This window comes from Pseudomonas putida (assembly GCF_028682175.1).
Taxonomy (GTDB): Bacteria; Pseudomonadota; Gammaproteobacteria; order Pseudomonadales; family Pseudomonadaceae; genus Aquipseudomonas; species Aquipseudomonas putida_AD.
On record NZ_JANHKS010000002.1, the window covers coordinates 263498 to 287835 of the forward strand.

25 protein-coding genes are annotated in these 24338 nt (G+C 61.4%); 15 read left to right on the plus strand and 10 right to left on the minus strand.

Going from position 1 to position 24338, the window contains the following annotated elements; all coding sequences use genetic code 11:
* Window positions 1-393: a Rid family hydrolase gene (locus tag NPS29_RS02800; RefSeq protein ID WP_274130557.1), complete on the plus strand. Its 393-nt coding sequence runs from the start codon at window positions 1-3 to the stop codon at window positions 391-393.
* 74 nt (window positions 394-467) lie between these two features.
* Window positions 468-2150, plus strand: coding sequence for an acetolactate synthase large subunit (locus tag NPS29_RS02805; RefSeq protein ID WP_274130558.1), 1683 nt, complete (start codon window positions 468-470; stop codon window positions 2148-2150).
* 11 nt (window positions 2151-2161) lie between these two features.
* On the opposite strand, the gene NPS29_RS02810 is transcribed toward NPS29_RS02805, so the two are convergent.
* The 3 genes from NPS29_RS02810 to NPS29_RS02820 all read right to left on the minus strand — a co-directional run bounded on the left by NPS29_RS02810 (window position 2162) and on the right by NPS29_RS02820 (window position 4127).
* Window positions 2162-2959: an aspartate/glutamate racemase family protein gene (locus NPS29_RS02810; protein WP_274130559.1), complete on the minus strand. Its 798-nt coding sequence runs from the start codon at window positions 2957-2959 to the stop codon at window positions 2162-2164.
* Between the two features lie 240 nt (window positions 2960-3199).
* Window positions 3200-3586, minus strand: a complete 387-nt coding sequence (locus NPS29_RS02815) for a cupin domain-containing protein (protein WP_274130560.1) — start codon at window positions 3584-3586, stop codon at window positions 3200-3202.
* Window positions 3587-3689: 103 nt separating this feature from the next.
* Window positions 3690-4127, minus strand: coding sequence for an Rrf2 family transcriptional regulator (locus NPS29_RS02820; RefSeq protein ID WP_274130561.1), 438 nt, complete (start codon window positions 4125-4127; stop codon window positions 3690-3692).
* 85 nt (window positions 4128-4212) lie between these two features.
* Here NPS29_RS02820 and NPS29_RS02825 point away from each other — a divergent pair, with 85 nt between their 5' ends.
* Entirely contained in the window at window positions 4213-4992 is a 780-nt protein-coding gene (locus tag NPS29_RS02825; RefSeq protein WP_274130562.1) for a class I SAM-dependent methyltransferase, read from the plus strand.
* A 473-nt stretch (window positions 4993-5465) separates the two neighbouring features.
* On the opposite strand, the gene NPS29_RS02830 is transcribed toward NPS29_RS02825, so the two are convergent.
* The gene (locus NPS29_RS02830; RefSeq protein ID WP_274130563.1) at window positions 5466-6467 is read right to left on the minus strand and encodes a GntR family transcriptional regulator; all 1002 of its coding nucleotides are present in this window, start codon (window positions 6465-6467) and stop codon (window positions 5466-5468) included.
* A 306-nt stretch (window positions 6468-6773) separates the two neighbouring features.
* On the opposite strand from NPS29_RS02830, the gene NPS29_RS02835 reads away from it, so the two are divergent.
* The 8 genes from NPS29_RS02835 (at window position 6774) to NPS29_RS02870 (ending at window position 14487) form a co-directional block, all read left to right on the plus strand.
* Window positions 6774-8123: an amidase gene (locus NPS29_RS02835; RefSeq protein ID WP_274130564.1), complete on the plus strand. Its 1350-nt coding sequence runs from the start codon at window positions 6774-6776 to the stop codon at window positions 8121-8123.
* A gap of 77 nt (window positions 8124-8200) precedes the next feature.
* Window positions 8201-9082, plus strand: a complete 882-nt coding sequence (locus NPS29_RS02840; protein ID WP_274130565.1) for a polysaccharide deacetylase family protein — start codon at window positions 8201-8203, stop codon at window positions 9080-9082.
* Between the two features lie 60 nt (window positions 9083-9142).
* Window positions 9143-10465, plus strand: coding sequence for an MFS transporter (locus NPS29_RS02845; protein ID WP_274130566.1), 1323 nt, complete (start codon window positions 9143-9145; stop codon window positions 10463-10465).
* 14 nt (window positions 10466-10479) lie between these two features.
* Complete coding sequence (locus NPS29_RS02850) at window positions 10480-11244, plus strand: SDR family NAD(P)-dependent oxidoreductase (protein ID WP_274130567.1); 765 nt, start codon at window positions 10480-10482, stop codon at window positions 11242-11244.
* Window positions 11245-11253: 9 nt separating this feature from the next.
* Window positions 11254-12003, plus strand: a complete 750-nt coding sequence (locus NPS29_RS02855; protein ID WP_274130568.1) for an SDR family NAD(P)-dependent oxidoreductase — start codon at window positions 11254-11256, stop codon at window positions 12001-12003.
* A gap of 11 nt (window positions 12004-12014) precedes the next feature.
* Window positions 12015-12314: a hypothetical protein gene (locus NPS29_RS02860; protein WP_274130569.1), complete on the plus strand. Its 300-nt coding sequence runs from the start codon at window positions 12015-12017 to the stop codon at window positions 12312-12314.
* Complete coding sequence (locus tag NPS29_RS02865) at window positions 12311-13303, plus strand: CobW family GTP-binding protein (protein WP_274130570.1); 993 nt, start codon at window positions 12311-12313, stop codon at window positions 13301-13303. Before NPS29_RS02860 ends, NPS29_RS02865 begins: the two co-directional genes overlap by 4 nt.
* Window positions 13300-14487, plus strand: a complete 1188-nt coding sequence (locus tag NPS29_RS02870; protein WP_274130571.1) for an ABC transporter substrate-binding protein — start codon at window positions 13300-13302, stop codon at window positions 14485-14487. Before NPS29_RS02865 ends, NPS29_RS02870 begins: the two co-directional genes overlap by 4 nt.
* A 36-nt stretch (window positions 14488-14523) precedes the next feature.
* Here the strand turns inward: NPS29_RS02870 and NPS29_RS02875 are convergent, their stop codons facing one another.
* The gene (locus NPS29_RS02875) at window positions 14524-15486 is read right to left on the minus strand and encodes a quinone oxidoreductase family protein (RefSeq protein ID WP_274130572.1); all 963 of its coding nucleotides are present in this window, start codon (window positions 15484-15486) and stop codon (window positions 14524-14526) included.
* Window positions 15487-15598: 112 nt separating this feature from the next.
* Window positions 15599-16348, minus strand: coding sequence for an SDR family NAD(P)-dependent oxidoreductase (locus NPS29_RS02880; protein WP_274130573.1), 750 nt, complete (start codon window positions 16346-16348; stop codon window positions 15599-15601).
* A gap of 161 nt (window positions 16349-16509) precedes the next feature.
* Between NPS29_RS02880 and NPS29_RS02885 the strand changes: the two genes are divergently transcribed.
* On the plus strand, window positions 16510-17415 hold the full coding sequence (locus tag NPS29_RS02885) for a LysR family transcriptional regulator (RefSeq protein ID WP_274130609.1): 906 nt from the start codon (window positions 16510-16512) through the stop codon (window positions 17413-17415).
* 21 nt (window positions 17416-17436) lie between these two features.
* Here the strand turns inward: NPS29_RS02885 and NPS29_RS02890 are convergent, their stop codons facing one another.
* Window positions 17437-18210 carry an SDR family oxidoreductase gene (locus tag NPS29_RS02890; protein WP_274130574.1) on the minus strand — a complete coding sequence of 258 codons (774 nt, stop codon included), beginning with the start codon at window positions 18208-18210 and terminating at the stop codon, window positions 17437-17439.
* 107 nt (window positions 18211-18317) lie between these two features.
* Between NPS29_RS02890 and NPS29_RS02895 the strand changes: the two genes are divergently transcribed.
* Window positions 18318-19235, plus strand: a complete 918-nt coding sequence (locus tag NPS29_RS02895) for a LysR family transcriptional regulator (protein WP_274130575.1) — start codon at window positions 18318-18320, stop codon at window positions 19233-19235.
* Window positions 19236-19268: 33 nt separating this feature from the next.
* Here NPS29_RS02895 and NPS29_RS02900 read toward each other — a convergent pair whose 3' ends face one another.
* Window positions 19269-19574, minus strand: coding sequence for an NIPSNAP family protein (locus NPS29_RS02900; RefSeq protein ID WP_274130576.1), 306 nt, complete (start codon window positions 19572-19574; stop codon window positions 19269-19271).
* A 211-nt stretch (window positions 19575-19785) separates the two neighbouring features.
* On the opposite strand from NPS29_RS02900, the gene NPS29_RS02905 reads away from it, so the two are divergent.
* Window positions 19786-21093 (plus strand): PD-(D/E)XK nuclease family protein, encoded by a 1308-nt coding sequence (locus NPS29_RS02905; RefSeq protein ID WP_274130578.1) that lies wholly within the window; start codon window positions 19786-19788, stop codon window positions 21091-21093.
* 110 nt (window positions 21094-21203) lie between these two features.
* On the plus strand, window positions 21204-21827 hold the full coding sequence (locus NPS29_RS02910) for a glutathione S-transferase family protein (RefSeq protein ID WP_274130579.1): 624 nt from the start codon (window positions 21204-21206) through the stop codon (window positions 21825-21827).
* An 18-nt stretch (window positions 21828-21845) separates the two neighbouring features.
* On the opposite strand, the gene NPS29_RS02915 is transcribed toward NPS29_RS02910, so the two are convergent.
* Together NPS29_RS02915 and NPS29_RS02920 are read right to left on the minus strand one after the other, a co-directional pair.
* Complete coding sequence (locus tag NPS29_RS02915) at window positions 21846-22652, minus strand: IclR family transcriptional regulator (RefSeq protein ID WP_274130580.1); 807 nt, start codon at window positions 22650-22652, stop codon at window positions 21846-21848.
* A 144-nt stretch (window positions 22653-22796) separates the two neighbouring features.
* A complete protein-coding gene (locus NPS29_RS02920) occupies window positions 22797-24338 on the minus strand; it encodes an AMP-binding protein (protein WP_274130582.1) in 1542 nt (513 codons plus the stop codon).

A 24338-nucleotide genomic window follows, 5' to 3' on the forward strand; every position in this document is an offset into this window, starting at 1 on the left:
ATGACCAGCAAAACAGCAACGCGGCAAAACATATCTTCGGGCGGCCAGTATGAATCGGTGTTCGGTTATTCCCGTGCAGTACGGGTGGGCAACCATCTGCACATTTCCGGCACTTGCGCATCTCCCGACTACGAACACAGCAATGCCTATGAGCAGGCGCAGGCCATTCTGGCCACAGTCAAAAACGTCCTGTCCGAAGCCCGGATGAGCGTTGAGGACGTGGTACGCACCGTGGTCTATCTGCGCGATATCAACGATGCCACGCTGGTGGCCAAGGCCCACAGCGAAGTGTTCGACGGGATTCGCCCGGCCAGCAGCCTGATCCAGGTGGATTCGATGCTGCGGCCATGGCAGAAAGTCGAAATCGAAACCTACGCCATCGTCGCTGACTGAACGTTCGCGATTCACCACAGAGGCCGCGACCCTGTCGCGGCCTTTTTTTGACCCGCAAAAAGGCTGACCCCACCATGCTCAAAGCTGCCGAGTTAGTTGTGAAGTGTCTGGAGAACGAAGGCGTGGAATACGTATTCGGTATTCCCGGTGAAGAAAACCTGGACCTGCTGGACTCACTATCGCGCTCATCCATCAAGCTGGTACTGACCCGTCATGAGCAACCTGCCGGCTTCATGGCAGCCACTTATGGCCGCCTGACCGGCAAGGCCGGTGTGTGCCTGTCCACACTAGGCCCCGGCGCGACCAATCTGGTCACTGCCAGTGCCTATGCGTATCTGGGTGGGATGCCGATGATGATGATTACCGGCCAGAAACCGATCAAGAAATCCAAGCAGGGCCGTTTCCAGATTCTCGACGTCTGCGCCATGATGGCACCGCTCACCAAATACACCCATCAGTTGGCGTCCGCGGATAACATCCCGTCGCGCATCCGCGAGGCTATCCGGCTGGCCGAGGAAGAGAAGCCGGGCTCGGTGCACCTTGAGTTACCCGAGGACATTGCAGCCGAGTACACCGAGAGCACGCCCATCGCCCCGAGCCTGAGCCGTCGCCCCGTAGCCGAACACAAAGCCATCAGGGCCGCCGTCGCCAAGCTCCAGGCTGCGCGCAGCCCGGTGCTGGTCATCGGTGCCGGCGCCAACCGCAAAATGACCGCGCGGGTCTTGCGTCAACTGATCGAAAAAACCGGAATTCCGTTCATCACGACCCAGATGGGCAAAGGTGTAGTGGACGAGCGTCACCCGCGCTTTCTCGGCAATGCGGCGCTGTCGGCGGGTGATTTCGTGCACCGTGCGCTGGAGTCTGCCGACCTGATCGTCAACATCGGCCACGACGTGATCGAGAAACCACCCTTCTTCATGGTCCGTGGCGGGACCGAAGTGGTGCACATCGGCTTTCGTTCCGCCGAGGTCGATCCGGTCTACTTCCCGCAGATCGAAGTGGTGGGAGATATCGCCAACGCCGTCTGGCAAATCAAGGAAAGCATCGAGGTTCAGCCCACCTGGGATTTCCAGCGTCTGCTGACGATCCGCGAAGCTAACGAGGCCCATGTCGCAGAAGGCAGTGACGACGCACGCTTTCCGGTGTATCCGCAACGTCTCGTGGCGGACCTGCGCGCAGTACTGCCATCCGATGGCATCTTCGCCCTGGACAACGGCATCTACAAGATCTGGTTCGCCCGCAACTACAAGGCTTATATGCCGAATACGGTGCTATTGGACAATGCCCTGGCGACCATGGGTGCGGGGCTGCCTTCAGCCATGGCAGCACGTCTGGTCTACCCCGACACGCCAATCGTGGCAGTGTGCGGCGACGGCGGGTTCATGATGAACAGCCAGGAAATAGAGACCGCCGTACGTCTCAACATGAATCTGGTCGTCATCATCCTGCGCGATGACGCCTACGGCATGATCCGCTGGAAGCAGCAACAGATGGGCTTCGATGACTTTGGTCTGGACTATGGCAACCCGGATTTCGTGCGCTACGCCCAGAGCTACGGGGCCCACGGCCACCGGGTAGAAAGCGCGGCGGGTTTCGCTCCGCTGGTCACCTGGTGCCTGCAAACTCCCGGCGTTCACGTGATCGATTGCCCCGTGGACTACTCGGACAACGAGCAGATTTTGCTGCATGACATCAAAGCCCTGAGCGCCAGCGTCTGCCCCATGATCACAGCCTCGGGCTGCGGCGCGAGGCTGTGATCGTTGCATTTTCAATGATCAGGCAACAAACCCAACGCCTTGCGCGCCTGAGCAATGGACGACGGTGCAATGCCGGCAAACAGGTTTGCACCGCTCTTGATCAACCCGGTGCACTGGGCGATACCCACCATGGCCTCAAGGTATTTAAGCGCCACCGTTGACGAATCCACCACGGGAACTTGCGTTCCCCGAATGTGCCCATAACCGGCACGGCGCAACAGCGGCCCGTAATAGGCACAGCCCACCAGAATGACGTCCGCCCCCTCGGCGATGCATTGATGCGCGACCGCTTCCAGTCTTGGAATGAAGCGCTCGGCCGGCGAATGCGTAGCCTCCAGTAGCAGTTGGGCATCCGAAAATGGCTGGATCGAGCGCACTGGCCGGGGGATGCAACGCTCGGTCAGACCATAGCCGATGATGTCCCGCTCGATGGCGGCGGCGGTTTTCTGAGACACGGTGATTACCGCGTACCGCTGTCCCATCGCCAGCGCCGCCAGCATCGACTGCTCGCCGACCGATGCCACCGGGATATCGAGCATTTCCCTCGCTTCCCACAGAGGATCGTTCCAGCAACCGAGAAATACCCCGTCATAACCATCGGATTGGGCCTTGATAGCCGCCTCAACCATCAGTACCGAGTTCAGATGCTCGGCATACAACGAACGGGTAAAACCGCCGCTGTTTTCAAGGAAGCGAAAATCAAGCTCCGTGCCTTGCGCCAGTGCGCCGCAGACTGTTTCCTGGATGGTGTTCCACAAAGGTTCAAGGGCGCCATTGCGACCGGTGGGATGAATCCAGCAAAGCTTCATGGGGTGGGGTTCCTGTCGGGCGGAAGAACCAGCGGCCAGGGCCGCCGGCTGGAAGGTTCACGATGCCCGGAGCTTCGGAAGCCGAGCTTCGCGGAGCATTGTTGCGCCAGTCACACAGGGGAATGAACAGGGTGTTTCCAGTACGTTGCATAGGGGATGCCTATATTTGAACCTGCCGGTACTCGCTGATGACTCTTCACTGGAAAACTGGCACAGCACACCCACCATCCCCGCTCCAACTCAAATCCAGACATCATTCAACGCAGTCCGCTCACCCCCTTCCTGACCAGTATTGAGCACGCCCCGCGGCTCAATCATCATCACCTTCGCCTCCCCCTCAGCCGCTGTCCTGTGCTCCACGCCACGTGGCACGACATACAGCTCACCGGGCCGCACATACGCGCAGCCCTCTGGTAAATCGATGCGCAGGACGCCTTCGAGCACCAGGAACGCTTCGTCAGTCTCCGGGTGCGAATGCCAGATGAACTCACCTTCGATTCGCACGACCTTGAACTGATAGTCGTTCATTTCCGCGACGACCCTCGGGCTCCACTGCTGGTCGATCATCGAGGCTTTTTGCGCGAGGTTCACGGGCGCGGCAGTGCGTTGCGGGTGTGATACAGACATGGCAGATCCTCTCTGGTTGGAGTCCTCAGCCTACCGAACCCGGGCTCGTCGCTCTTGTACGATCCTGCACCTCAGCTTGCGCGGCAATCACTCAGGGTTCGCCTCACTCCCGGTGGCCAGCAGTACGACGCGCATCGAACAGACGATTGAGTTCGGCCAGGCTGACGGCGCGAAACCGCTCCACCAGCACCGACTCCGCTTCCCGCAAGGCCTCTTCCACCGCCAGGTTGACGACCTGCTCGATCATGCAGTCGGGGTTGGCGCGCTCGTTGCCGATGGCGAACAGTGTGGGCTGCCCCACGGCGTTGTAGATGTCCAGTAGCGTGACCTGCTCAAGATCGCAGGTGATGACCCAGCCGCCACCGTGCCCCTTCTCCGAGCGAACGTAGCCTGCATCCCGAAGGCCCGACATGGTTCTGCGAACGACCACCGGGTTGGTTCCCAGCATCGCGGCTATGCGTTCGGAAGTGACTGGCCCACCGTGCCGCGCCATGTGCACCAGGATATGTAGCATTCGCGAAAGACGACTGTCGTTGCGCACCATTTGCTCCTTGACATTTTGCTGCTTGGCAGAAAGCATGCACTCATGATACTTCTAAAGTTACATGAATATCGAGGCCAGGGCCATGCACGAATTCGAGAATCCCGATCACTGGGACGTCGCGGCAAAGCATTATCAGAAAACCGCACACCCCTTCACCGCGCATTTTGCAGAAGCAGCGCTCGCACGAGTCCCCCTGACGCCGCACAGCCGCGTGCTCGATGTGGCCACCGGCACCGGTGCCCTTGCGTTGGCTGCGGCACGAACCGGCGCACAGGTGCTGGCCACGGACTTTTCCGCCGGCATGGTGGCCTGTGTGAAAAGCGCAGGGCTTGCCAATGTGCAGGCCCGGGTCATGGACGGCCAGGCGCTCGATCTGCCAGACGCAAGCTTCGACGCGACGTTCTCGATCTTCGGTGTGATCATGTTTCCTGACTGGCGCAAGGGGCTGGCCGAGATGAATCGCGTCACGGCCATCGGGGGCCATGGCGTTGTCGCGACGTGGCAAGAGAGGGGTGCGGCGACGTTTCTGCTGTTGGGCAATGTGCGGCGAAAGCTTTTCCCGGATCGCCAGGGCATGGCGATGCCCGAAGCGGTGAAAGCCTTGAGCGACCCACTGGATTTCGCCCGCGAACTGATCGCCGCCGGGTTTCGCGAGCCGGTCATCGAGAGTGTGACGCATGCCTATCAGCTGGAGGTAACGTCGCTCGACAACCCTGAGACGCTGTTTGGCATGTCGCCCGACTGGACCAGTCTGACCGACACAGAGAAGGCGGCAGTGGTTGCCGAGGTCAGGGCCATGGCGGGCGACGATCCTGTGCTGCCGATTCCATCTACCGCATTGATCGCGGTGGCGCGGCGGTAAGTATCACTACCTGGCCAAGCGATGCACGCTGGCGGACATCGAGTCCGCCTGCTGTTCATCGGCTTTTGCAGCTTTAACCGGCATTTCCCTTCAATCGACAACCCACCTGCTGTGGATTCCTTCGTTTGTATATTGCTGCCATCGGCACCCTCCCGAAGAATTGATCGTGCAATCAGATCATTCGGACAGGAAGGCCGAAACAACATGAATATGAGGTCAAAGCGGCAATTGGAAAGCTTGCGAAATGTGCGGGACTGGCATCTGAGCATGGCATTGCAAGCGCAGATAGGAGGCAGGATCAGCGAGTTCGAGTTCCACACCCGTTACTACCAATTGCTTAGCCCTGCTGTCGACATTGCTGAAGCAGGGGACGGAGCAAGCAGCGTCATCGCCCCGTCAATAGCGTACGAATACTAGCCCGCCATCGCGGGAAGACGGCAGCAAATCAGGCCAGCTTCCCGCACTCGACTCCTTCATGCCAGCCGCTCGAGATAGCTGGGCAATGGAGGCTCAGGCAAAACGGAAAGCACCTTCAAGCGTTGCAGCGTTCTCTCGCAGGCGCGCAGCAGGTGTTCCCTGAGATTGATCGCCGCCGACTCGCCCGTGCCGTAGAGCAACGACTCGAAGACCAGCCTGTGCTCGATCAACATGGCCTCGTCAGTGCTGGTGTTGAGCGCTTCGTGGAGGATCCTGCCGATACTCATCGGAATCTGGCTTTGTCGAATGACGGAAGCCATGCGGCCATTTCTCAGATTCGCAAGGCAGGTGACATGCAAGTCTTGCTCGATCGCCTCGATCTGAGCGCGGCTGACCGACGGGCCAGCCTGCTGGGCAGCGACGATTCTCTCCAGCATCACCTGCAGCTCAGCGCGATCAAGCTGCCCTGCCCCTTGCTTGAGCGCATCCGGCTCCAGCAAGGCGCGCAGCTCGTAATCCTCGGTGACCGCCTGGGCCGTGAGCGGGCCCGCGAGCCATTGGGCGTAGGGCTCTTTTTCAACCAGGCCACGATCCTTCAAGCGCATCAGCGCTTCACGAATCACAGCGCGCCCCACTCCCAACTGGTCAGCGGCTCGCTGCTCGTCCAGGCGATAGTGCCCAAAGACCATGAAGCGGGTGACGCAGCTGGCCAACTCATCGTGGATGCGCTCGCTCAACGCTCGGTTGTCGATCAGTTCGAGCGATGGCTCCAGCCCGAGCAGCGCCCTGGTCACGGTCAGACGCTGAGGCGCGACGCCCTGGTTACCAGGATCGATGAGGTATCCCCTGCCCTCGAAGCGGCGGATCAGTCCTTCTTCGAAGAGCAGCGTCAATGCCTGCCGAACAGGTACCCGGCTGGTGCCGAACAGCTGCGCCAGCGGTGCTTCCACGATGACCAGGCCTGGCGTCGCAAGCCCTCCAAGTATCGCCTCACGCAGAGCGTTACGAATCATCTCGTATCGCGAAGCGCCACGATCTTCAGAGCTGGTTTCGAGCATGGGTGAAATCCTGGACAGACAAGGCGCAAATTCTCTCACAACGGCGCAGCTCCGTATCACACATCAAATGTCACCCCGCGAAGACCCCAAATGGTGCACGAGGTTACCAAACTGCCCACGAATGGATCTTTTCGTTACACATACATTTATACCCAGCCGCGCCACTTCTCAACCTTCTGCCCGCCTTCAGCCGCATGGTTGAGCATCCCCAAGCAAAACACCCATATCAATGAGTGACATGGCATGAACTGTGCCTATCAATAAATGTACCTATTTCGTAAATGTACATTATTGCAGGCAACAACCATGTACTCAGATGCTCTGGCGTTGGCACAGCTGTATGCGACGGGCAAGGCAGATCCGGTGGAAATCGTCGAGTCGACGTTTGAACGGGCTGACAAATCTCCCGCGACCTTCATTTCCATGAGCCGCGACCGCGCCCGGCGGGAAGCTCTGGCTTCAAGGGCTCGCTGGCAGGCTGGTGAACCGCTGTCACCGCTGGACGGGGTGCCCACCGCCTGGAAGGACCTGTTCGACATGTCCGGCTGCATCACCACCGCCGGCGCCAAGGTGCGCAAACATGCGGCTGCCGCCAGTGAAGATGCCGTGCTGGTCGCCATCCTGAGTCGGGCCGGCATGGTCAATGTGGGCAAGACCAACCTCAGCGAATTCGCCTATTCGGGGCTCGGTCTGAACCCGCATTTCGGCACCCCGCTACAGGGGGCCGAACCCGGGAACGAGCGGGCACCGGGCGGATCTTCGTCGGGTTCTGCAATCGCTGTCGCAGCAGACATCGTCCCCATCGCCATGGGGACTGATACCGCAGGCTCGATTCGCGTGCCTGCAGCCTTCAATGGCCTGGTCGGCTATCGAAGCAGCCGGCTTCGCTATCCGTCCGATGGCGTGTATCCACTGGCACGATCGCTCGACTCACTGGGGCCACTGGCCAAAAGTGTGCGAGACGTGATCTGCATCGACAACCTGCTGGTTGGCAGTGCCTGGGGCTCGGCACACCCGAGCCTGCCGCTGCGGGGCATACGGCTCAGGGTCGACTCGCAACTGCTTGCAAACCTGCAGCTGGAACCTGCCGTTCGCACCAACCTCACCAATGCCCTCCTGCGGCTGGAGCGGGCCGGCGCCGTCATCGAAGATCGCCCGGTAGCCGCCTTCGCCAGGGCCATGGAGCTCATTGAAACGGTGGGCTGGCCGGGTAGCGCCGAAGCGTTCTGCTTGCACCAGGCATTGCTGGACAGCCCCGACGCTGAGCAGCTCGACCCGCGTGTCCGACGTCGGCTGGAGGCCGCCCGGGACTTCCCTGCCTTCAAGCAGATTCGCCTCTACCAGGCATCGGAGCGGCTGCGTGCCGAACTCGCCGCCGAGCTTGATGGCGCGCTGTTGATCACGCCGACGGTGGCCCACGTAGCGCCCCTCATGGCTGCGCTGCTGCTCGATGACGACCTGTTTGCCAAGACCAATCTCGCCACGCTGCGCCTGACCATGCCAGGCAGCCTGCTCGACATGCCAGGCGTTGCCCTCCCCAACGGCACAGACGCCACAGGCTTGCCTACCAGCCTTCTGCTTTCGGCGCCCAGCGGCCAGGACGATTACCTGTTGCGCGCCGCGTTGGCCATCGAGCCGCTGGTACGCGCGGCCTGACCCTTTTCTGCCTGAGGACGAAAGGCCCGGCTTTCGCCCTTGAACCTGTATCGCCCGGGGTATTGGAGGACTGATCCATGGCTAAAGAAATTCTGGTTTCCATTGGTGTCGATGTGGACGCCGTTGCTGGCTGGCTGGGCTCGTACGGCGGCGAAGATTCGCCGGACGATATCTCCCGTGGCCTGTTCGCCGGCGAGGTCGGCGCGCCGCGTCTGCTCAAGCTGTTCGAACGCTACGGCCTGCGCACCACCTGGTTCATTCCCGGGCACTCGGTGGAAACCTTCCCCGAGCAGATGAAAGCGGTGGCCGATGCCGGACACGAGATCGGCATCCACGGCTACAGCCACGAAAACCCTATCGCGATGACGCCTGAACAGGAAGAAATCGTCCTGGACAAGTCCATCGAACTGATCACCCAACTGGCCGGCAAACGTCCGACCGGCTACGTGGCGCCCTGGTGGGAATTCAGCAACGTGACCAACGAGCTGCTGCTGAAAAAAGGTATCAAGTACGACCACAGCCTGATGCACAACGACTTCACCCCTTACTACGTACGCGTGAAGGACAGCTGGACCAAGATCGACTACAGCGCCCACCCGGACACCTGGATGAAACCTCTGGTGCGCGGGCAGGAAACCGATCTGGTGGAGATTCCGGCCAACTGGTACCTCGACGACCTGCCGCCAATGATGTTCATCAAGAAGGCACCGAACAGCCACGGGTTCGTGAACCCGCGCGACATCGAGCAAATGTGGCGCGACCAGTTCGACTGGGTCTATCGCGAAATGGACTACGCGGTGTTCCCGATCACCATTCACCCCGACGTCTCCGGCCGCCCGCAAGTGCTGATGATGCTGGAGCGGCTCATCGACCACATGAAAGCCCACGACGGTGTGCGCTTCGTGACCATGGACGAAATTGCCGACGACTTCCTCAAACGTAATCCCCGTCAGCGCTGACCTGACGCCTCCTGCGAGATTGCCCCTATGACCACGCACATCACAACGCCGACACAATCGATGGATTCTGCTGACTGGAAGCCCGTGCAACTGGCGACCAAAGACGTGACCTACGCGACCTGGATCGCATTTTTTGCCTGGGTCTTTGCCGTTTACGATTTCATCCTGTTCGGCACGCTGCTGCCGGTCATGGGCGGGCACTTCAGCTGGAACGAAGCCGAACAGGCTGAAATCGCCACCTGGGTAGCGGCGGGAGGCGCGGTGATCGCCTTTGCCATCGGGCCTGTCGTGGACCGTATCGGTCGCCGTGGCGGCATCATGTTCACCATCGGCGGCGCCGCGTTGTGCTCGGCGCTCACCGCCCTGTGCGCCGGCATGGGCAAAGGCGCGCTGATCGGCGTGCGATCGGTGGCAGGCCTTGGGTATGCCGAGGAAGGTGTGAACGCCACGTACCTGACGGAGATTTACGCCGCTTCGACCGATCCGAAACTGATCAAGCGTCGCGGCTTCGTCTACAGCCTGGTGCAAAGCGGCTGGCCGGTGGGCGCGCTCATCGCTGCGGGCCTGACGGCGTTGTTGCTGCCGAGCATCGGTTGGCAGGGCTGCTTCATCTTTGCCGCCGTGCCTGCGTTCATCATCGCGATACTGGCTCGCAAACTGAAGGAGAGCCCGCAATTCCAGGTGCACCAGCGCATCGTGCAGTTGCGCAAAGCCGGTCAGGATGCGCAGGCCCGCGGCCTGGCTCGCGAGTATGGCGTTGACTACGACGACCACGCCAAAGCCGGTGTGGCGGCAGCCTTCCGCGGCGCGGCCCTTCGGCCCACGGTGATCCTGAGCCTGGCGATCCTGCTCAACTGGTCGGCGATCCAGGTATTCAGCGTGCTGGGTACTTCGGTGATCGTGAGTGTCCACGGCCTGTCGTTCGAGAATTCGTTGTGGATTCTGGTGCTGTCCAACCTCGTCGGCTTTATCGGCTACCTGTTCCACGGCTGGCTAGGCGACCGGATTGGCCGACGCAACACTGTCGCGATCGGCTGGATGCTGGGCGGCCTGGCGTTCTTCGCGATGATTCAGGCGCCCAGTGATCTGGTGATCGTGGTCACGCTCTACAGCCTGGGGCTGTTTTTCCTGACAGGCCCTTATTCGGCCATGCTGTTCTTCATGGGCGAAAGCTTCCCTACCAGCATCCGTGCAACGGGCGGCGCCATCGTGCATGCCATGGGGCCGGTCGGTGCCATCCTCGCAGGCCTGGGCATCACCAGCGTGCTGTCCACCGGCGGCCAATGGCACAGCGCTGCCCTGTGGTTCGGTGCACTGCCTTGCTTCCTGTCTGGTGTGGTGATGTTGGCTGCGCGCCACGTCGAACCCTCCAGCGTCAAATGATCGGAGAGACCTAGATGAAAACTCACTCACCTGTCGCATTAATTACCGGCGCGGCGAGCGGCATCGGCCAGGCGCTGGCCGTGGCCTACGCCGAGCGCGGGATACGCGTGGTCGGCGGCTACTTCGCGGGCGACGCCCATGACCCGGAGCACACCCGCCACCTGGTCGAAGCGGCCGGCGGACAATGCCTGATGCTGGCAGCCGATGTGACCGACAGCGCCTCGCTGGATGCGCTGGCGGCTGCCGCCATCGAACACTTCGGGCGCCTCGACTGCGCGGTGGCCAACGCAGGCTTGCTGCGCCGGGCGCCGCTGCTGGAAATGACCGATGAACGCTGGAACGAAATGCTCGACGTGGATCTGACCGGCGTGATGCGCACCTTCAGAGCCGCCGTGCGACACATGCAAGGCGGCTCGCTGGTTGCCATTTCCTCCATCGCCGGCGGTGTCTATGGCTGGCAGGATCACGCGCATTACGCTGCCGCCAAAGCCGGCGTGCCGGGCCTGTGCCGCTCACTGGCCGTGGAGCTGGCCGGACGCGGTATTCGCTGCAACGCCGTGATCCCGGGGCTGATCGAAACACCGCAGTCGCTGGATGCCAAGAACTCCCTGGGGCCTGAGGGCCTGGCACAGGCCGCCCGCGCCATTCCCCTTGGCCGGGTTGGCAAGGCGCGGGAAGTGGCCGACCTGGTGCGTTTTCTGACCAGTGACGAATCCACCTACATCACCGGCCAAAGCATCATCATCGACGGCGGCCTGACCGTCCGCTGGCCTGAATAGGAACCGCTCATGAAAGCTCTACACAATCGCCGCGCCGTGATCACCGGCGCGGCCAGCGGCATCGGCGCCGCCATTGCCCTGGCCTATGCCGAAGCAGGCGCACGCCTGGTCTTGTGCGACCGCGATGCCCAGCGGCTCGCCAACACCGCGCAGCAATGCCGAGCCCTCGGTGTCGACGTTGAGGAATGCGTGGCGGATGTCGGTACGGTCGACGGTGCCCGTGCCGGTGTCGATGCCTGCGTTGCCCGTTACGAGGGCATCGACATTCTGGTCAACAACGCCGGCATGCTGACCCAGGCCCCCTGTGTCGACCTGACCCAGGCCATGTGGGACGACATGCTGCGCATCGACCTGACCAGCGTGTTCATCGCCAGCCAGCGCGCCCTGCCCCACATGCTCTCGCAGCAGTGGGGGCGCATCATCAACGTGGCTTCGCAACTGGGCATCAAGGGCGGCGCCGAGTTGTGCCATTACGCAGCGGCCAAGGCCGGCGTCATCGGGTTCACCAAGTCGCTGGCGCTGGAAGTGGGCAAACAGAATGTGCTGGTCAACGCAATCGCGCCCGGCCCTATCGAAACCCCGCTGGTGGATGGCATCAGCCAGGCCTGGAAAGAGGCCAAGGCCAAGGAACTGCCCCTGGGCCGCTTCGGCAAAGCCCATGAGGTCGCCCCCATCGCGGTGCTGTTGGCAAGCGAACCGGGCGGCAATCTGTTCGTCGGTCAGACCTTGGGCCCCAACTCCGGCGACGTCATGCCCTGAGGAGAACCACGATGTGCGGCTTGTGCGGTTTGATCGGCGAAGAGAGTCACTGGAGTGATCCTCTGATGGCAACCCTGCCCCGCAGGCGAGAACGTCTGCGCAGGATTCAGGCAATCAACCGGATACTCAAGCCCTTCCGGCTGACGGTATCCGACGTCCAGGGCGCCTCGTATCTTCTGCAGGGAGCGACGGGGCGGCAGGCGCTGGCGAACGGTCTGGAAGAACTGTGGCAACAGGCCGAGCTGTTGATCGGGCGTCCTCTCGATCCGTTCGCCGAAACGATCCTCACAGCCTTGGAGCGCCCCGCATGAGCCTGCCGGTCAGTGTCATCACAGGATTCCTGGGCAGCGGCAAGACCACGCTGCTCAACCGTCTGCTGGCGGGCCAGTCGTTCGGTGATACCGCGCTTCTGATCAATGAGTTTGGCGACATCGGCATCGACCATCTGTTGGTCGAGGAAGTCGCGCCCGGCACGGTGCTGCTGCCGGGAGGTTGCGTCTGTTGTTCGGTGCAAGGCGATCTCAAACAGGCATTGCTCGACCTTCACGCCCGCCGTGAACGAGGTGAAGTGCCTGCGTTCAAGCGGGTGGTGCTGGAGACCACCGGGCTGGCCAATCCGGCCCCTATTCTCTCAACCCTGCTGCGCGACCCTCAGTTGCGCGGCCGCTTTCACATCGCCCTGCTGATCACGGTGGTAGACGCCGAGCATGCGTCGATGCAGCAACGCCTTCACCCCGAATGGCTGGTCCAGGTCACCGCCGCCGATCGCCTGCTGCTGAGCAAGGCCGATCGGGTGGACGCTCCCGCCATCGAGGTATTGCAATCAAGGCTGCGCGCACTCAATCCGACCGCCTCCCAGGCGTTCACCCATGAGATCCACGAAGGCGATCAGATGCTACTGGGGGAAGGTGCGCGAGGCGCCTCGGCAGCAGACGAAGTGCAAGGCTGGCAGCTATTTTCCCCGGTCAACCAGCAACGCCACGGCAACGCAGAGGTCTGCTGCCTGACCTTTGACGCGCCGCTGGACTGGGTCGATTTTGGGGTGTGGTTATCGATGCTGCTAAGATGCCACGGCGATCGCATACTCAGGGTCAAAGGCATTCTCGATGTGATCGACTCACCCCATCCCATCGTCATCCATGGGGTGCAACACACGCTTCATGCGCCACTTCACCTGAGCGCCTGGCCCGCCAGCCACGAACGCTGCTCCCGGCTGGTGTTCATTGTCCGGGACCTGGACACGAATCTGCTTCGCCGCTCCTTCAACGCATTCATTGGCAATACTGGAATCGCTGCATGACCTCTCAGATCAAGCTCAGGGTACTGGGCACCTCGGTTACCTTGCTCGAATGCATTCGTCAGCGTGCCGAAGAGGATCTGGGCATCAGCCTGGAATACCAGATCCATGACATGCAGACCGCGCAGCGCATCGCCGTCATGCACCCCCAGAGCTACGACCTCTACGATCAGTGGTTCCACAACGTCGATTTCGTCTGGCCAGCACGGGCTATCCAGCCCATAGACACCACCCGCATCGCCCTGTGGGATGAGATCAATGACCTGCCCAAGCTCGGTCGCCTGAATCCCGGGGACAGGCTCGCCACCGGCAGCCTGCCGTGTGACAGGCTGTACGTTCAGCACGACAACAGCCTGGGCAGCACACCCACCGAACGCATCAGCATGTTGCCCTTGACCCACAATGCCGACAGTTTCGCCTATCGCCCGGAATACCTGCCCTCAGGCTTGAGCGGCAAGGCAGAGAGCTGGTCATGGCTGCTGGACCCCGCATGGGCCGGGCACATCGCCCTGCAGAGCGACGCCGCCATTGGCGCACTGGACGCCGCGCTTGCCGTGCAGGCTGCTGGCCTCGCCAGATTCGATAACGTCGGAAATCTGAGGCTCGATGAGATCGACACGCTGGCCCGAGTGCTGATTGCACGCCGGCGCGGCGGCCACTTTGCCGCGTTCTGGTCGGATGACCGGGAAGCGGGAGAGCTCATGCTCGGCCCGGACGTCCACATCCAGAGTCTCTGGTCGCCGACACTGATGCAACTGCACCGCGCAGGCATCGAGTACCGTCTGGCCGTACCCAAGGAAGGCTATCGGGCATGGTTTGGCGGGCTGTCCCTGTCCAGATGCGCCGAGGGCAGTGTCAAGGATGCGGCCTATGCCTATCTGAACTGGTGGCTCTCAGGCTGGCCCGGTGCAGTCATGGCGCGCCAGGGCTTTTACCTCTCCAACCCCGCGCGAGTCAGGGAGCACCTGGCAGCCAGTGAGTGGGATTACTGGTACGACGGAAAACCCGCCTCCGAGCACCTGCTGGGCAGCGATGACGCGCCGCTCATCGAGCCAGGCCAAGTACGCGAAGGCGGCACCTACTCGCAACGCATGGGCCACATCGCCGTGTGGAACTCGGTGATGGACGAACACAACTACCTGGTGCGCAAATGGGCTGACTTTCTGCGCACGGGGCGTACGGTCTGAATCACCATCACAACTGCCAGCCAGCGCGCAAAGACTTCAAGGCACCAGCACAATCGACCCGACGTGTTTACGTGCCGCCATGGCCTCATGAGCCAACGCTGCCTCCTCCAGCCGATACCGCGTGAGTTCCAGATGACCCAGCGCCCCTTCGCGGAAGCGCTCGAACAACTCCGAGGCTGCCCTGTCCTGATTCTGCGGGTTGACGTATTGCGGCGTTGACGGCTGGACGTAGCGAATGCCCCGCGCGGCCAGCAGTGCGGTGTCTGCGGTGACGCTGCCCGAGGCGTTGCCGACGTGGACGAGATCACCGCCGTCGCGCAACGCGCTGATTGACGCGTCCAGCGTCTGCCGACCGACCAGGTCGTACACCACATCGACGCCCCTCCCACTGTTCACGGCCTTGATCCGCGCAGCCAGGTCCGGCTCGTCGGAACGCAACACATGATCCAGCCCCCAGCCCTCGACGATTCGGGCTTTGCCGGCTGAGCCGACCGTGGCGATGACGGTGGCGCCCAGGGATTTGGCCCAGCGTGCAAGCAGGCTTCCCACCCCACCGGATGCGCCGTGCACGACAAGGGTTTCGCCGGCTTGAACCCCATGCACCTGCCTGACCAAAGCCCACGCCGTCAGGCCTTTCGACAGAAGCCCTGCGGCCTGTTCGCTGGAGATGTCGTCGGGGAGTTTGATCAGCGCACTGGCATCGATCACCCGCCGGTCCGCGTAGGCGCCGAACGAGAAGAAATAACCGACGCGATCCCCCACTTTCAAATGCTGCACACGCGAGCCGACAGCCTCGACGATGCCCGCTGCCTCCACGCCCATGCTGAACGGCAGTGGGACCTTGAAGGTGCCGTCCCTGAACATCGTATCAACGAAATTCACGCCGATGGCTTCGTGGCGTATCACCACCTGCTCACGGGAAGGAGACTCCAGGTCAAAGGTTTCGTGGTGAAGGACTGCGGGTGTGCCTTGCTGGTAAATCCGGATGCGTTGAGTCATGACTGCCTCGGCGATTGAAAACGTAATTGGCGAGAACCTGAATCCCGGAGGTAAGTACTGCCGCACGGATGGAGCGCGGCAGTGCCGATCGGGTCGCTGGATGTAAGATCGATCAGGCGCTCTGGCCGCCATCGACGTTGAGGGTGGCGCCGGTGATGTACGACGCCTCGGGGCCTGCCAGGAAGGACACGGCAACGGCGATATCTTCCGGCTGACCGTAACGCCCCAGGGCTGCCAAGCCTGCAAGGAAGGGCGCATGGTCGGCGGTTGCGGGGTTCATCTCGGTGTTGATTGCACCCGGCTGAATGACGTTCACGGTGATGTTGCGCGGGCCCAGGTCGCGGGCCCAGCCACGGGTGTAAGCGGCCACGGCGGCCTTGGTCGCGACGTAATCGGCAGCGCCGGGGAACGGCACGCGGTCGGCGCCCGTCGTGCCTATGGAAATGATGCGTCCACCATCGTTCATCAGGCCGACTGCAGTGCGCACAGCAGTCACGACACCGCCGACGTTGACCGCTTGCTGGCGATCGAATGCCGCGATGTCGGCATCGGGATCTCCCACGGGGCCGGTGACGAACACGCCAGCGCTGTTGACCAGGATGTCCAGGCGACCGAAGTGCTGATGGACCTGTTTGACCAGCGCGGTCACTTGCGCCGTGTCGCCTTGGTCGGCCTGAACCGCCAGCGCCTGTACGCCATGACGCTCGATCTCGGCGACCACGTTTTGCGCCTGCTCAGGGGATTTTGCATAACTGAACGCGACGTGCGCGCCGTCTGCCGCGAGACGTTTTGCAATGGCGGCACCAATGCCACGCGAGCCGCCGGTTACCAGTGCCACCTTGCCTTGAAGTTGCTGAGTCATCTGTCTGATCTCCACCTGGGGCCAACCGGAATGGGTGGCTTCGTTTCGGTGAGATCAATGTATGAGATAGCCAATGCGGGATAAATTAGCTAAAAATGACACCACTGTTCCCAAACACGGGCTAATACTTTCGGCCCTGATCTAGATGGATGGGTCATCTCGTGGACTACTTCACGGCAGTCAAAGCCTTTATCCAGGTGGTGGAAGCCGGCAGCTTCGTCAAGGCGGCGCAAACGCTGAACCTTCCACGCAACACCGTCACCAAGCACATCCAGTCGCTGGAAAGTCATCTGCGGGTGAAATTGCTCAACCGCACCACGCGACGCATCTCGCTTACCAACGATGGAACCGCCTATTACGAGCGCATGGTGCGGGTGGTGGATCAGTGGCTGGAGGCCGAGTCGGATCTGGTCAGCGCCCAGGCCCGTCCCCATGGTCGCTTGCGGGTTGACATGGGTTCGACCATGGCGACGATGCTGGTGTTGCCCGCGCTGCCGAATTTCCAGCAACGCTACCCCGAGCTGCAACTGGACATTGGCGTCAGCGACAGGCCGGTGGACCTGCTCGGCGACCGGGTCGATTGCGTCATCCGTGGCGGCACCTTGAGTGATCCTTCGCTGATCGCCAGGCGCCTGGGCAGCCTCACGTCCGTCACCTGCGCGACGCCCGGATACCTTGCTACCCATGGCACGCCATCGCATCCAAAGGATCTGGAAACCAATCATCAGATGGTTCGCTACTTTTTCGCCGGAACCAGTCGGCGCTTGCCCGTGGAGTTCGTCAGAGGGGACGAGCGCATCTCGGTGGACGCCAATTACTTCGTCTCGGTGAACGACTCCAATGCCCTGCTCGCCGCTGCTCTGGCCGGCATGGGCGTGTTGCAGACGCTGATGTTCATGGCCGAACCCCATTTCAAGTCCGGCGCCCTGGTCCGGTTGCTGGAAGACTGGTCACTGGAGCCCAACCCGATCTACATCGTCTACTCCCCCAACCGCCACCTCAGCGCCCGGGTCAGGGTTTTCGTGGAGTGGCTGGTGGAGTTGTTCGAGGCGAAGGGGTTGCGCTGAAGGTTCCGGCAAAAGAGACGGCTAGGCCGTTGGCACCGTCCCGCCATCAATCACGAACTCAGTGCCCGTGACAGATGCCGCCCGAGGTGATGCCAGGAACGCGATCAGTTCGGCCACCTCCAACGGCTTCGCCGGACGGCCCAGCGGGATGCCGCCCAGTGCCTGCATGACGATCTGCTTGCCGCCTTCATAGTCCGTTCCGGCTTGCTGCGCGAGCCGCTCGGCGAGTGCGACCGATGCTTCGGTTTCGACCCAGCCGGGTGAAACCCGGACCACGCGCACACCTTTGGGCGAGACTTCTTTGGACAGGCTCTTGCTGTAGGTCGAGAGCGCGCCCTTGGCTGCGGCGTAGGCGGTGGTCGATTCCGGCAACGGAAGCTGGCTCTGGATGGAGGTCACATGGATCACGACCCCTTCCCCGCGCGCCAACATGCCCGGGAGCAAGGCGCGATCCAGGCGCACCGCCGGCAAGAGGTTCAGGTTGAGCTCGGCTTGCCACTGCTCCTCGTCCAGCGCCGCGAAACCACCGCCGGGTGCCGACGACCCGCCCAGAACATGGATCACGACGTCTACCCCACCCAGTCGCTCTTCGACCTCCCTCACCAGTGCGTGGCAGCCTTCCAGGGTGGAAAGATCCGCCGCTACCAGCAGCGCGCCGGGCAGTTGAACGTCCACCTGCCGGGCTGCAGTCATTACCGTTGCGCCTTCCGCCACCAACAGTTCGACCACCGCCTTGCCGATGCCTTTGGTGCCACCGGTGACGAGGAATCGCTTGCCGTTCAAATCAAGGTTCATTTCGCTGTTTCCTGCATGGATTAAGTCGAAGTGATCTTGCTGCCAGGGTGATACTTTGTTCAACTGGGACAAAACCTAATGACCCATCCCGAATCTCAGGACAATCCATGTCGCTCGCACGCCTGGGCTTAAGTGAGCTGGACGCGGTACTGGCAGTCGCACGCCGAGGCTCGTTCCGGCGGGCTGCCATCGATCTCAACGTCTCGACCACCGCACTGAGCAGCACCATTGCCCAACTGGAAGCGCGCCTGGAATCGCGGCTGTTCAACCGCACGACCCGCAGCGTGGCCATCACCGAAGCAGGCAGGGTATTTCTGGAGCAGGTAGGCCCTGCCCTGCAGGACTTGCGCGCAGCACTGGATGCCGTACGGTCCCACAATGCCGGGCCCTCGGGCACGTTGCGCATCAATGCCTTCGCCAGCGCTGCCCGCTCGGCGCTGTTGCCCTTGGTGGTGGAGTTCCTGGCGCAGCATCCACAGGTGCACATTGACCTGGTCACCGAAGGCCGGCTGGTGGACATCGTCGCCGACGGCTTCGACTTCGGCGTGCGCTCGGAAAGCCTGGTGCCCAGCGACGTGATCGTCATCCCCCTCGGACCGCCGCAACGCTACGCCGTGGTCGGCTCACCAGGCTACTTCGAAAAACACGGCACACCGCGAACGCCGTCGGACTTGCTCCAGCATCGATGTATCCGTGTGCGGCTGCCGAACGGGGCGATCTTTCCGTGGTATTTCGAACGCGATTCAGAAGTGACCCGCCTCGATGTGAGCGGGCCCTTGACCCTGGACGAGTCCAGCGTGGTCAAGGCGGTGGTGCGCCAAGGCATCGGCCTTGGCTTTTTCATGGAACAGGACGTTCAAGATGAAGTGGCAGCCGGAGAGTTCGTGCGGATTCTCGATGACTGGACACCGCCCAGAGACCGGCTGTGCCTGTACTACCCGAACCGCCGCAATCCTTCCGCAGCGGTCAGGGCATTCATCGAGCTGGCCCGGGCCTGCAGGGCCGATCCGGGCGCGCCTGCGTAATTCCGGGCCAGCGCGCCACCGATCAGTCAGCCGTCACTCAAGCACAGGCCGCAGGAAGCTTCTCTCGTAGCTGACGATGAACTTCAATTCAGTCGCCTCCTCCACCAGCCCCACGCATTCAGCATCCTGTGCCGACTGCTGCCGGTAGCGTTCGTAGTCGGCCAGGCTGGCGAAGCTGAACATGCAGTAGGCAATGTTGTTGGCGCCTTCGGCCGGCAGGAAGTAACCGTGATGGTAGCCGCCCAGGCGAGTCACTATCCCGATCCACTGGCGCGAATAGCGTTCGAAGGCAGCGACTTGATAGGGGTCGATGACGTATTTGACGTGGCAAGTAATCATGAGATCAGTCCTTTGATTTTAGAGCGGCGACATTCTACGGATGCGCGGGGGGCTACTCAAATTTTGAACTACGGAAGGCAAGTACCGCTGACTAGCAGCCGATGCCCCTTCATCAAGCGACGTGGCAAATTGCCAAGTCTTTTCCTCAAGAGCTTTCTTTTGCCAGCACTGTGGGTATGCTGACGCATTTTTTAAGTGCAGGGATTAGCGCATGGTTGTCTTCAATCGGGAAAGCGGCACTTGCTCAGCATCTGGCTCCGATGAGAAATCTGTTCCAGTAAGCGCAGAAACAGTGGTAGCGCTGCTGGGTCAATCTGCAGATCTGGTTAGCGACGCAAATGCCAGGCTCACAGCCAGTGGTGAGCTTTTCAATCTTTTCAGTATTACCCGGATCGAACGGGACGAGGTCAACACCCATTCTGCGATGATCGCAGAGCTGTTGAATCCTCGTGGTCGTCACGGCCAGGGCGAATGCTTTCTAAAGCTTTTCCTGTCGACTATGGGTTTTGAACACCAATGTCCCATAGCTGAAGCCAAGGTCTACAAAGAGCAGGCGTTTGCAGGATATGGTCGTGTTGACATCGTGATTCGCCTGCGGGATCACCTCATTCTGATTGAGAACAAGATTGATGCCCTGGACGGCAAGGAGCAGCTCTGGCGCTACGGCGAAGTTGGCAAAGCGTCGGGGAAGAGTTGGCACTTGTGGTACCTGACCAAGAAGGGCACGAGCGCCTTGGAAACCAGCCACTGCGGCGTGCCGTACCGTCGAATGTCTTATCAGGAGCACATCCTCGACTGGCTTGAGCAGTGCATCAACGCTTCAAGCCAGACACCGGCACTGGTGCACGCATTGATTCAGTACAAGAATCTGGTCCAGAAAATCACAGGACGGACGATGACTCACATCACACGCAACGCATTGGTTGATCTGATTACTCAGCAGGATAACCTGATGGCTGCCGAAGCCATCGCCCAGGCGCTTCCACACGCAAAAGGAAAGGTACTGCACGAATTCTTCATGGCGCTGGAAGCTGCACTGTCGACGCATTGTGAGCCGAAGCCAGCTCCGGCTGATTTTGCCGGGCATGACTACAGCGAGGCAATTTGCAGCCGCTGGTTCATGCCTAAGCCATTGAAACTACAGAACGTAGGTAGATTTTTTGACATTGGCGTCACAGGTGTTCTGCTGCGCATCGAAGTTGCGAGCGAGGCCCTGCACTACGGACTCGTAGGCTTTGCCCAAGGCAAGGTGGTCGACAACGACGTACTGAGTGAATTGATGGCCAGATCAAACGGGGAGCTTGTGCGACGTGATTGGAAAGCGTTCAAGTGGTATTCCCACCTCTGCTGGGATAACGTTTCGAGCAACATGAACTGCCTGTCTGATCCGGCTGCACTGGCCTCAAGGGTGCTGCACACTATCGCAGTAATCAAGTCGGCAATCCCATGCATGCCCCTTTCGGCGGGAGCACCAGCTAACGATATACACACGCCACAGCCGGCCTGCGAAAACAGCTAGTAGAAGCCGCCGATTTGCGCCAGAAGCGGTTGATCGATTGAATGAGTCTGGGGCGCTTAAGCTGGCGTGTTTGAACGCCCGGAGACGCAAGTGAAAGAGGTGCACCAAGGATGCTGCGTGTGTTGGGCAAGGCGACATCAATCAACGTGCGCAAAGTGCTCTGGGCCTGCGCTGAAATCGGCCTTGATTTCGAACGAGAGGATTGGGGAGCTGGCTTCAAGTCGACCCATACCCCGGAGTTTCTGGCGCTCAACCCCAACGCGATGGTGCCGGTCATTCAGGATGGCGACTTCACCCTATGGGAGTCGAACGCCATCATTCGCTACCTCGCGTCTGCCTATGGCAAGCCCGGCCTCTACCCTGCCGACCCAAGGAAGCGGGCGAGTATCGATCGGTGGATTGACTGGCAGGCGTCCGACCTGAACCGATCCTGGAGCTACGCATTCCTGTCTCTGGTGAGGCACTCGCCGGCCCACCAGAACGCGCAGGCGCTTGCTCAAGGATGCGCGGACTGGTCCAGGCACATGGCGATTCTGAACCAGCAGCTTGAATCGACTGGTGGCTTTGTCGCAGGCGCCGACTTCTCATTGGCAGACATCCCGATTGGCCTCTCGGTCAACCGGTGGTTCGAAACTCCGTTCGAGAAGCCGGATTTTCCAGCAGTCGTTGATTACTACGAGCGGCTCGGCAGCCGGCCGGGATACAGGCTGTACGGGAGAAACGGCACGCCGTGACGGTTTTCCAGCCCACCCTCAATTATGCCGCTTCCCCGAAATCGAAGAAGCCGTGGAAATCACCAGATCCGCATAGCGGCGCATGTCGCGCTTTTCGTCCCAGCGTGAACGGGAAACCGCGATGTTGACGGCGCCGATGCCGCGGCCATTGCTGTCGACGACCGCAGCGGCGGTGGAGATGTCGCCGTAGAAATACTGGTCTTCGACGTGGGCAAAACGTTCTTCGCGGACACGTTTGATGTGCTCGCGGATTTGCCCGACGTCAGTGATGGTAGCCGGTGTGTACTGCTGGAACTGGCTGCGCGCCAGGATGTCGTCCACTTCGTCATCCGGGTAGGTCGCCAGCAGCGCCAGGCCCGGCGCTGTGCACCACGCCGGCAGGCGGGTGCCGACGATGACGTTGGCGTTGAACACATGACGGCTGACGATACGCAACACGAAGACGATGTCGGTGTCGTTCATGACCGTAAGGTTGGTGGCCTCTTCGGTTTCACTGCTGAGCTGTTGCAGGTACGGCGCGGCCCGGTTGACCAAATCGCTGGAGACCAGGTACTGGAAGGTGAAGTCCAGCAACTTGGGGGACAGTTCGTATTTCTTGCCCGGGTCCTTGTTGAGGTAGCCCAGGGTCGAGAGGGTATGGGTGAAGCGCTGAGTGGCGCTCAGGTCCATGCCGGTGAGGCTGGCGATGTCGGACAGGGATAACTGGCGCTGGCTGCCGTTGAAGGCCATCAACACCTTCATGGCTTTCTCCACCGACTGAACATAGAGCGAGGATTCCTTGGGATCACTCGCGGCGGATTTTCGTGGAGCTTTTGGGTTCGCCATAGATACGCAGCATCAATTTGAAAAGCCGATTATCCGCATACTGAGCCACATGTTCTATTGCTATTCACTAAATATTTCACGAATACCTGCCTTGGCCGAAGGAAGTGATCGCGGCGGGATCACTTCCTCCGGCCTGCGGGCGATCTAGCCGCGCCGGTCCCAGGCGCCCGCCAGGCTGCGGTCCAGCAGGTGTTTCTTGATCCGCTCGCTGGGGGTCAGCTCGAAACGGTCGATGGCTTTGTAGTAGCGGGGTTGCTGGTAGGTGGCCAGTCGTTCGTCCACCCAGCCTGCCAGCCCGGCCATGTCCGGCAACGCGCCCTCCTCCAATTGCAGGTAGAGCAGGATCTCCTGCTCGCCGACGTCCGAGTTCACGCCAACGGCGGCGCAGGCGCGGACAGACGGGTGCGCGCTGAACACACGCTCCACTTCCCAGGCGGAGACGTTTTCGCCGCGCACCCGCATGCTGTCGGTTTGACGCCCGACGAAAAACAGATCGCCGTCGGCATCGAAGCGGGCCATGTCGCCGGTGTACAGACGACCGTTGCGCAGTGCGCTGCTGGTGGCTCGCGGGTTGTCCAGATAGCCAGGCAGAAAGACCCCTTCAACCGGGCTCGACAACACCATCTCGCCCAACGACCCGACGGGGACCGGCTCCCCCTCCGCATCCAGCAGTTCGACGCGCAACCACGGCAGTGCCTTGCCAATCGACCCCGGTTTGTTGGTGGCGTTGAGCGTGGCGAAACTCGAACACTCGGTCATGCCGTAGCACTCGCGCAGCGGGCAGTTGAAGCGCTCGGCGATGGCTGCCCAATTGCCCTGGCTGATGCCCGCGCCCCACAGCGTTCGCAGGCTGCGGGTGGCGGGCCAGCGGCTGGCGTCCTGTTGCATGAGGATGTCGAGGATGCCACCCAGATAGTGCAATTGCGTGGCCTGCGCCTCGCTGCACTGGTCCCAGAAACGGCTGGCGGAAAAGCGCTGCACCACGCTCAATCGCACGTCGGCCAGAAACGGCAGCAACAGCATTTGCGCCCCGCCGATGTGGCACAACGGCTCCCACAGCAACAGGCGATCACCGTCGCGCACGTCGGCCACTTTCAGCACCGCTTCACTGGCGATGCGCATCATCCGGTGGGTGAACAGAACGCCTTTCGGCGCGCCGGTGGTGCCCGAGGTGTAGATCAGGCACAGCGGCGCATCGGTGGCGCTGGGGGTCAGCATCAGGGTTGCCGACGGCCAGGCTTGTGCCGCTTCGTGCAAGGCAACAATGGAGCGATACCGCAGCGAGGCAGCGGCGCCCTTTTGCAACAGCGGTTCGAATTCGGCGTCGCCGACCACCAGGTCAGGCCGGCCATGTTCGAAGGGGTAATCCAGGCCCGGGCCGCGAAGCTTGGTGTTGATCGGAATCCACACCAGCCCCGACAGAATCAGCGCGTAGATCAGCACGATCTGCTCGTCGCTGTTGGTCAGCATCACCGCGACCCGCTGGCCGGGCTCAAGGCCCATGTCGGCCAGCACCGCCTGCAGCGAGGCCACCCGTTGCCGCAACGAGGCGGTGGTCAGGGAACGGCCCTCGAACGCCAGGCGCACACCTGCGTCGTCCGCCAGCAGGCCTGCGTGAATCAAAGGGGCGGTATCGAGCTGATCACCGGCAATACGATGGGGGAAGAACTCGGCATATGGATGCAT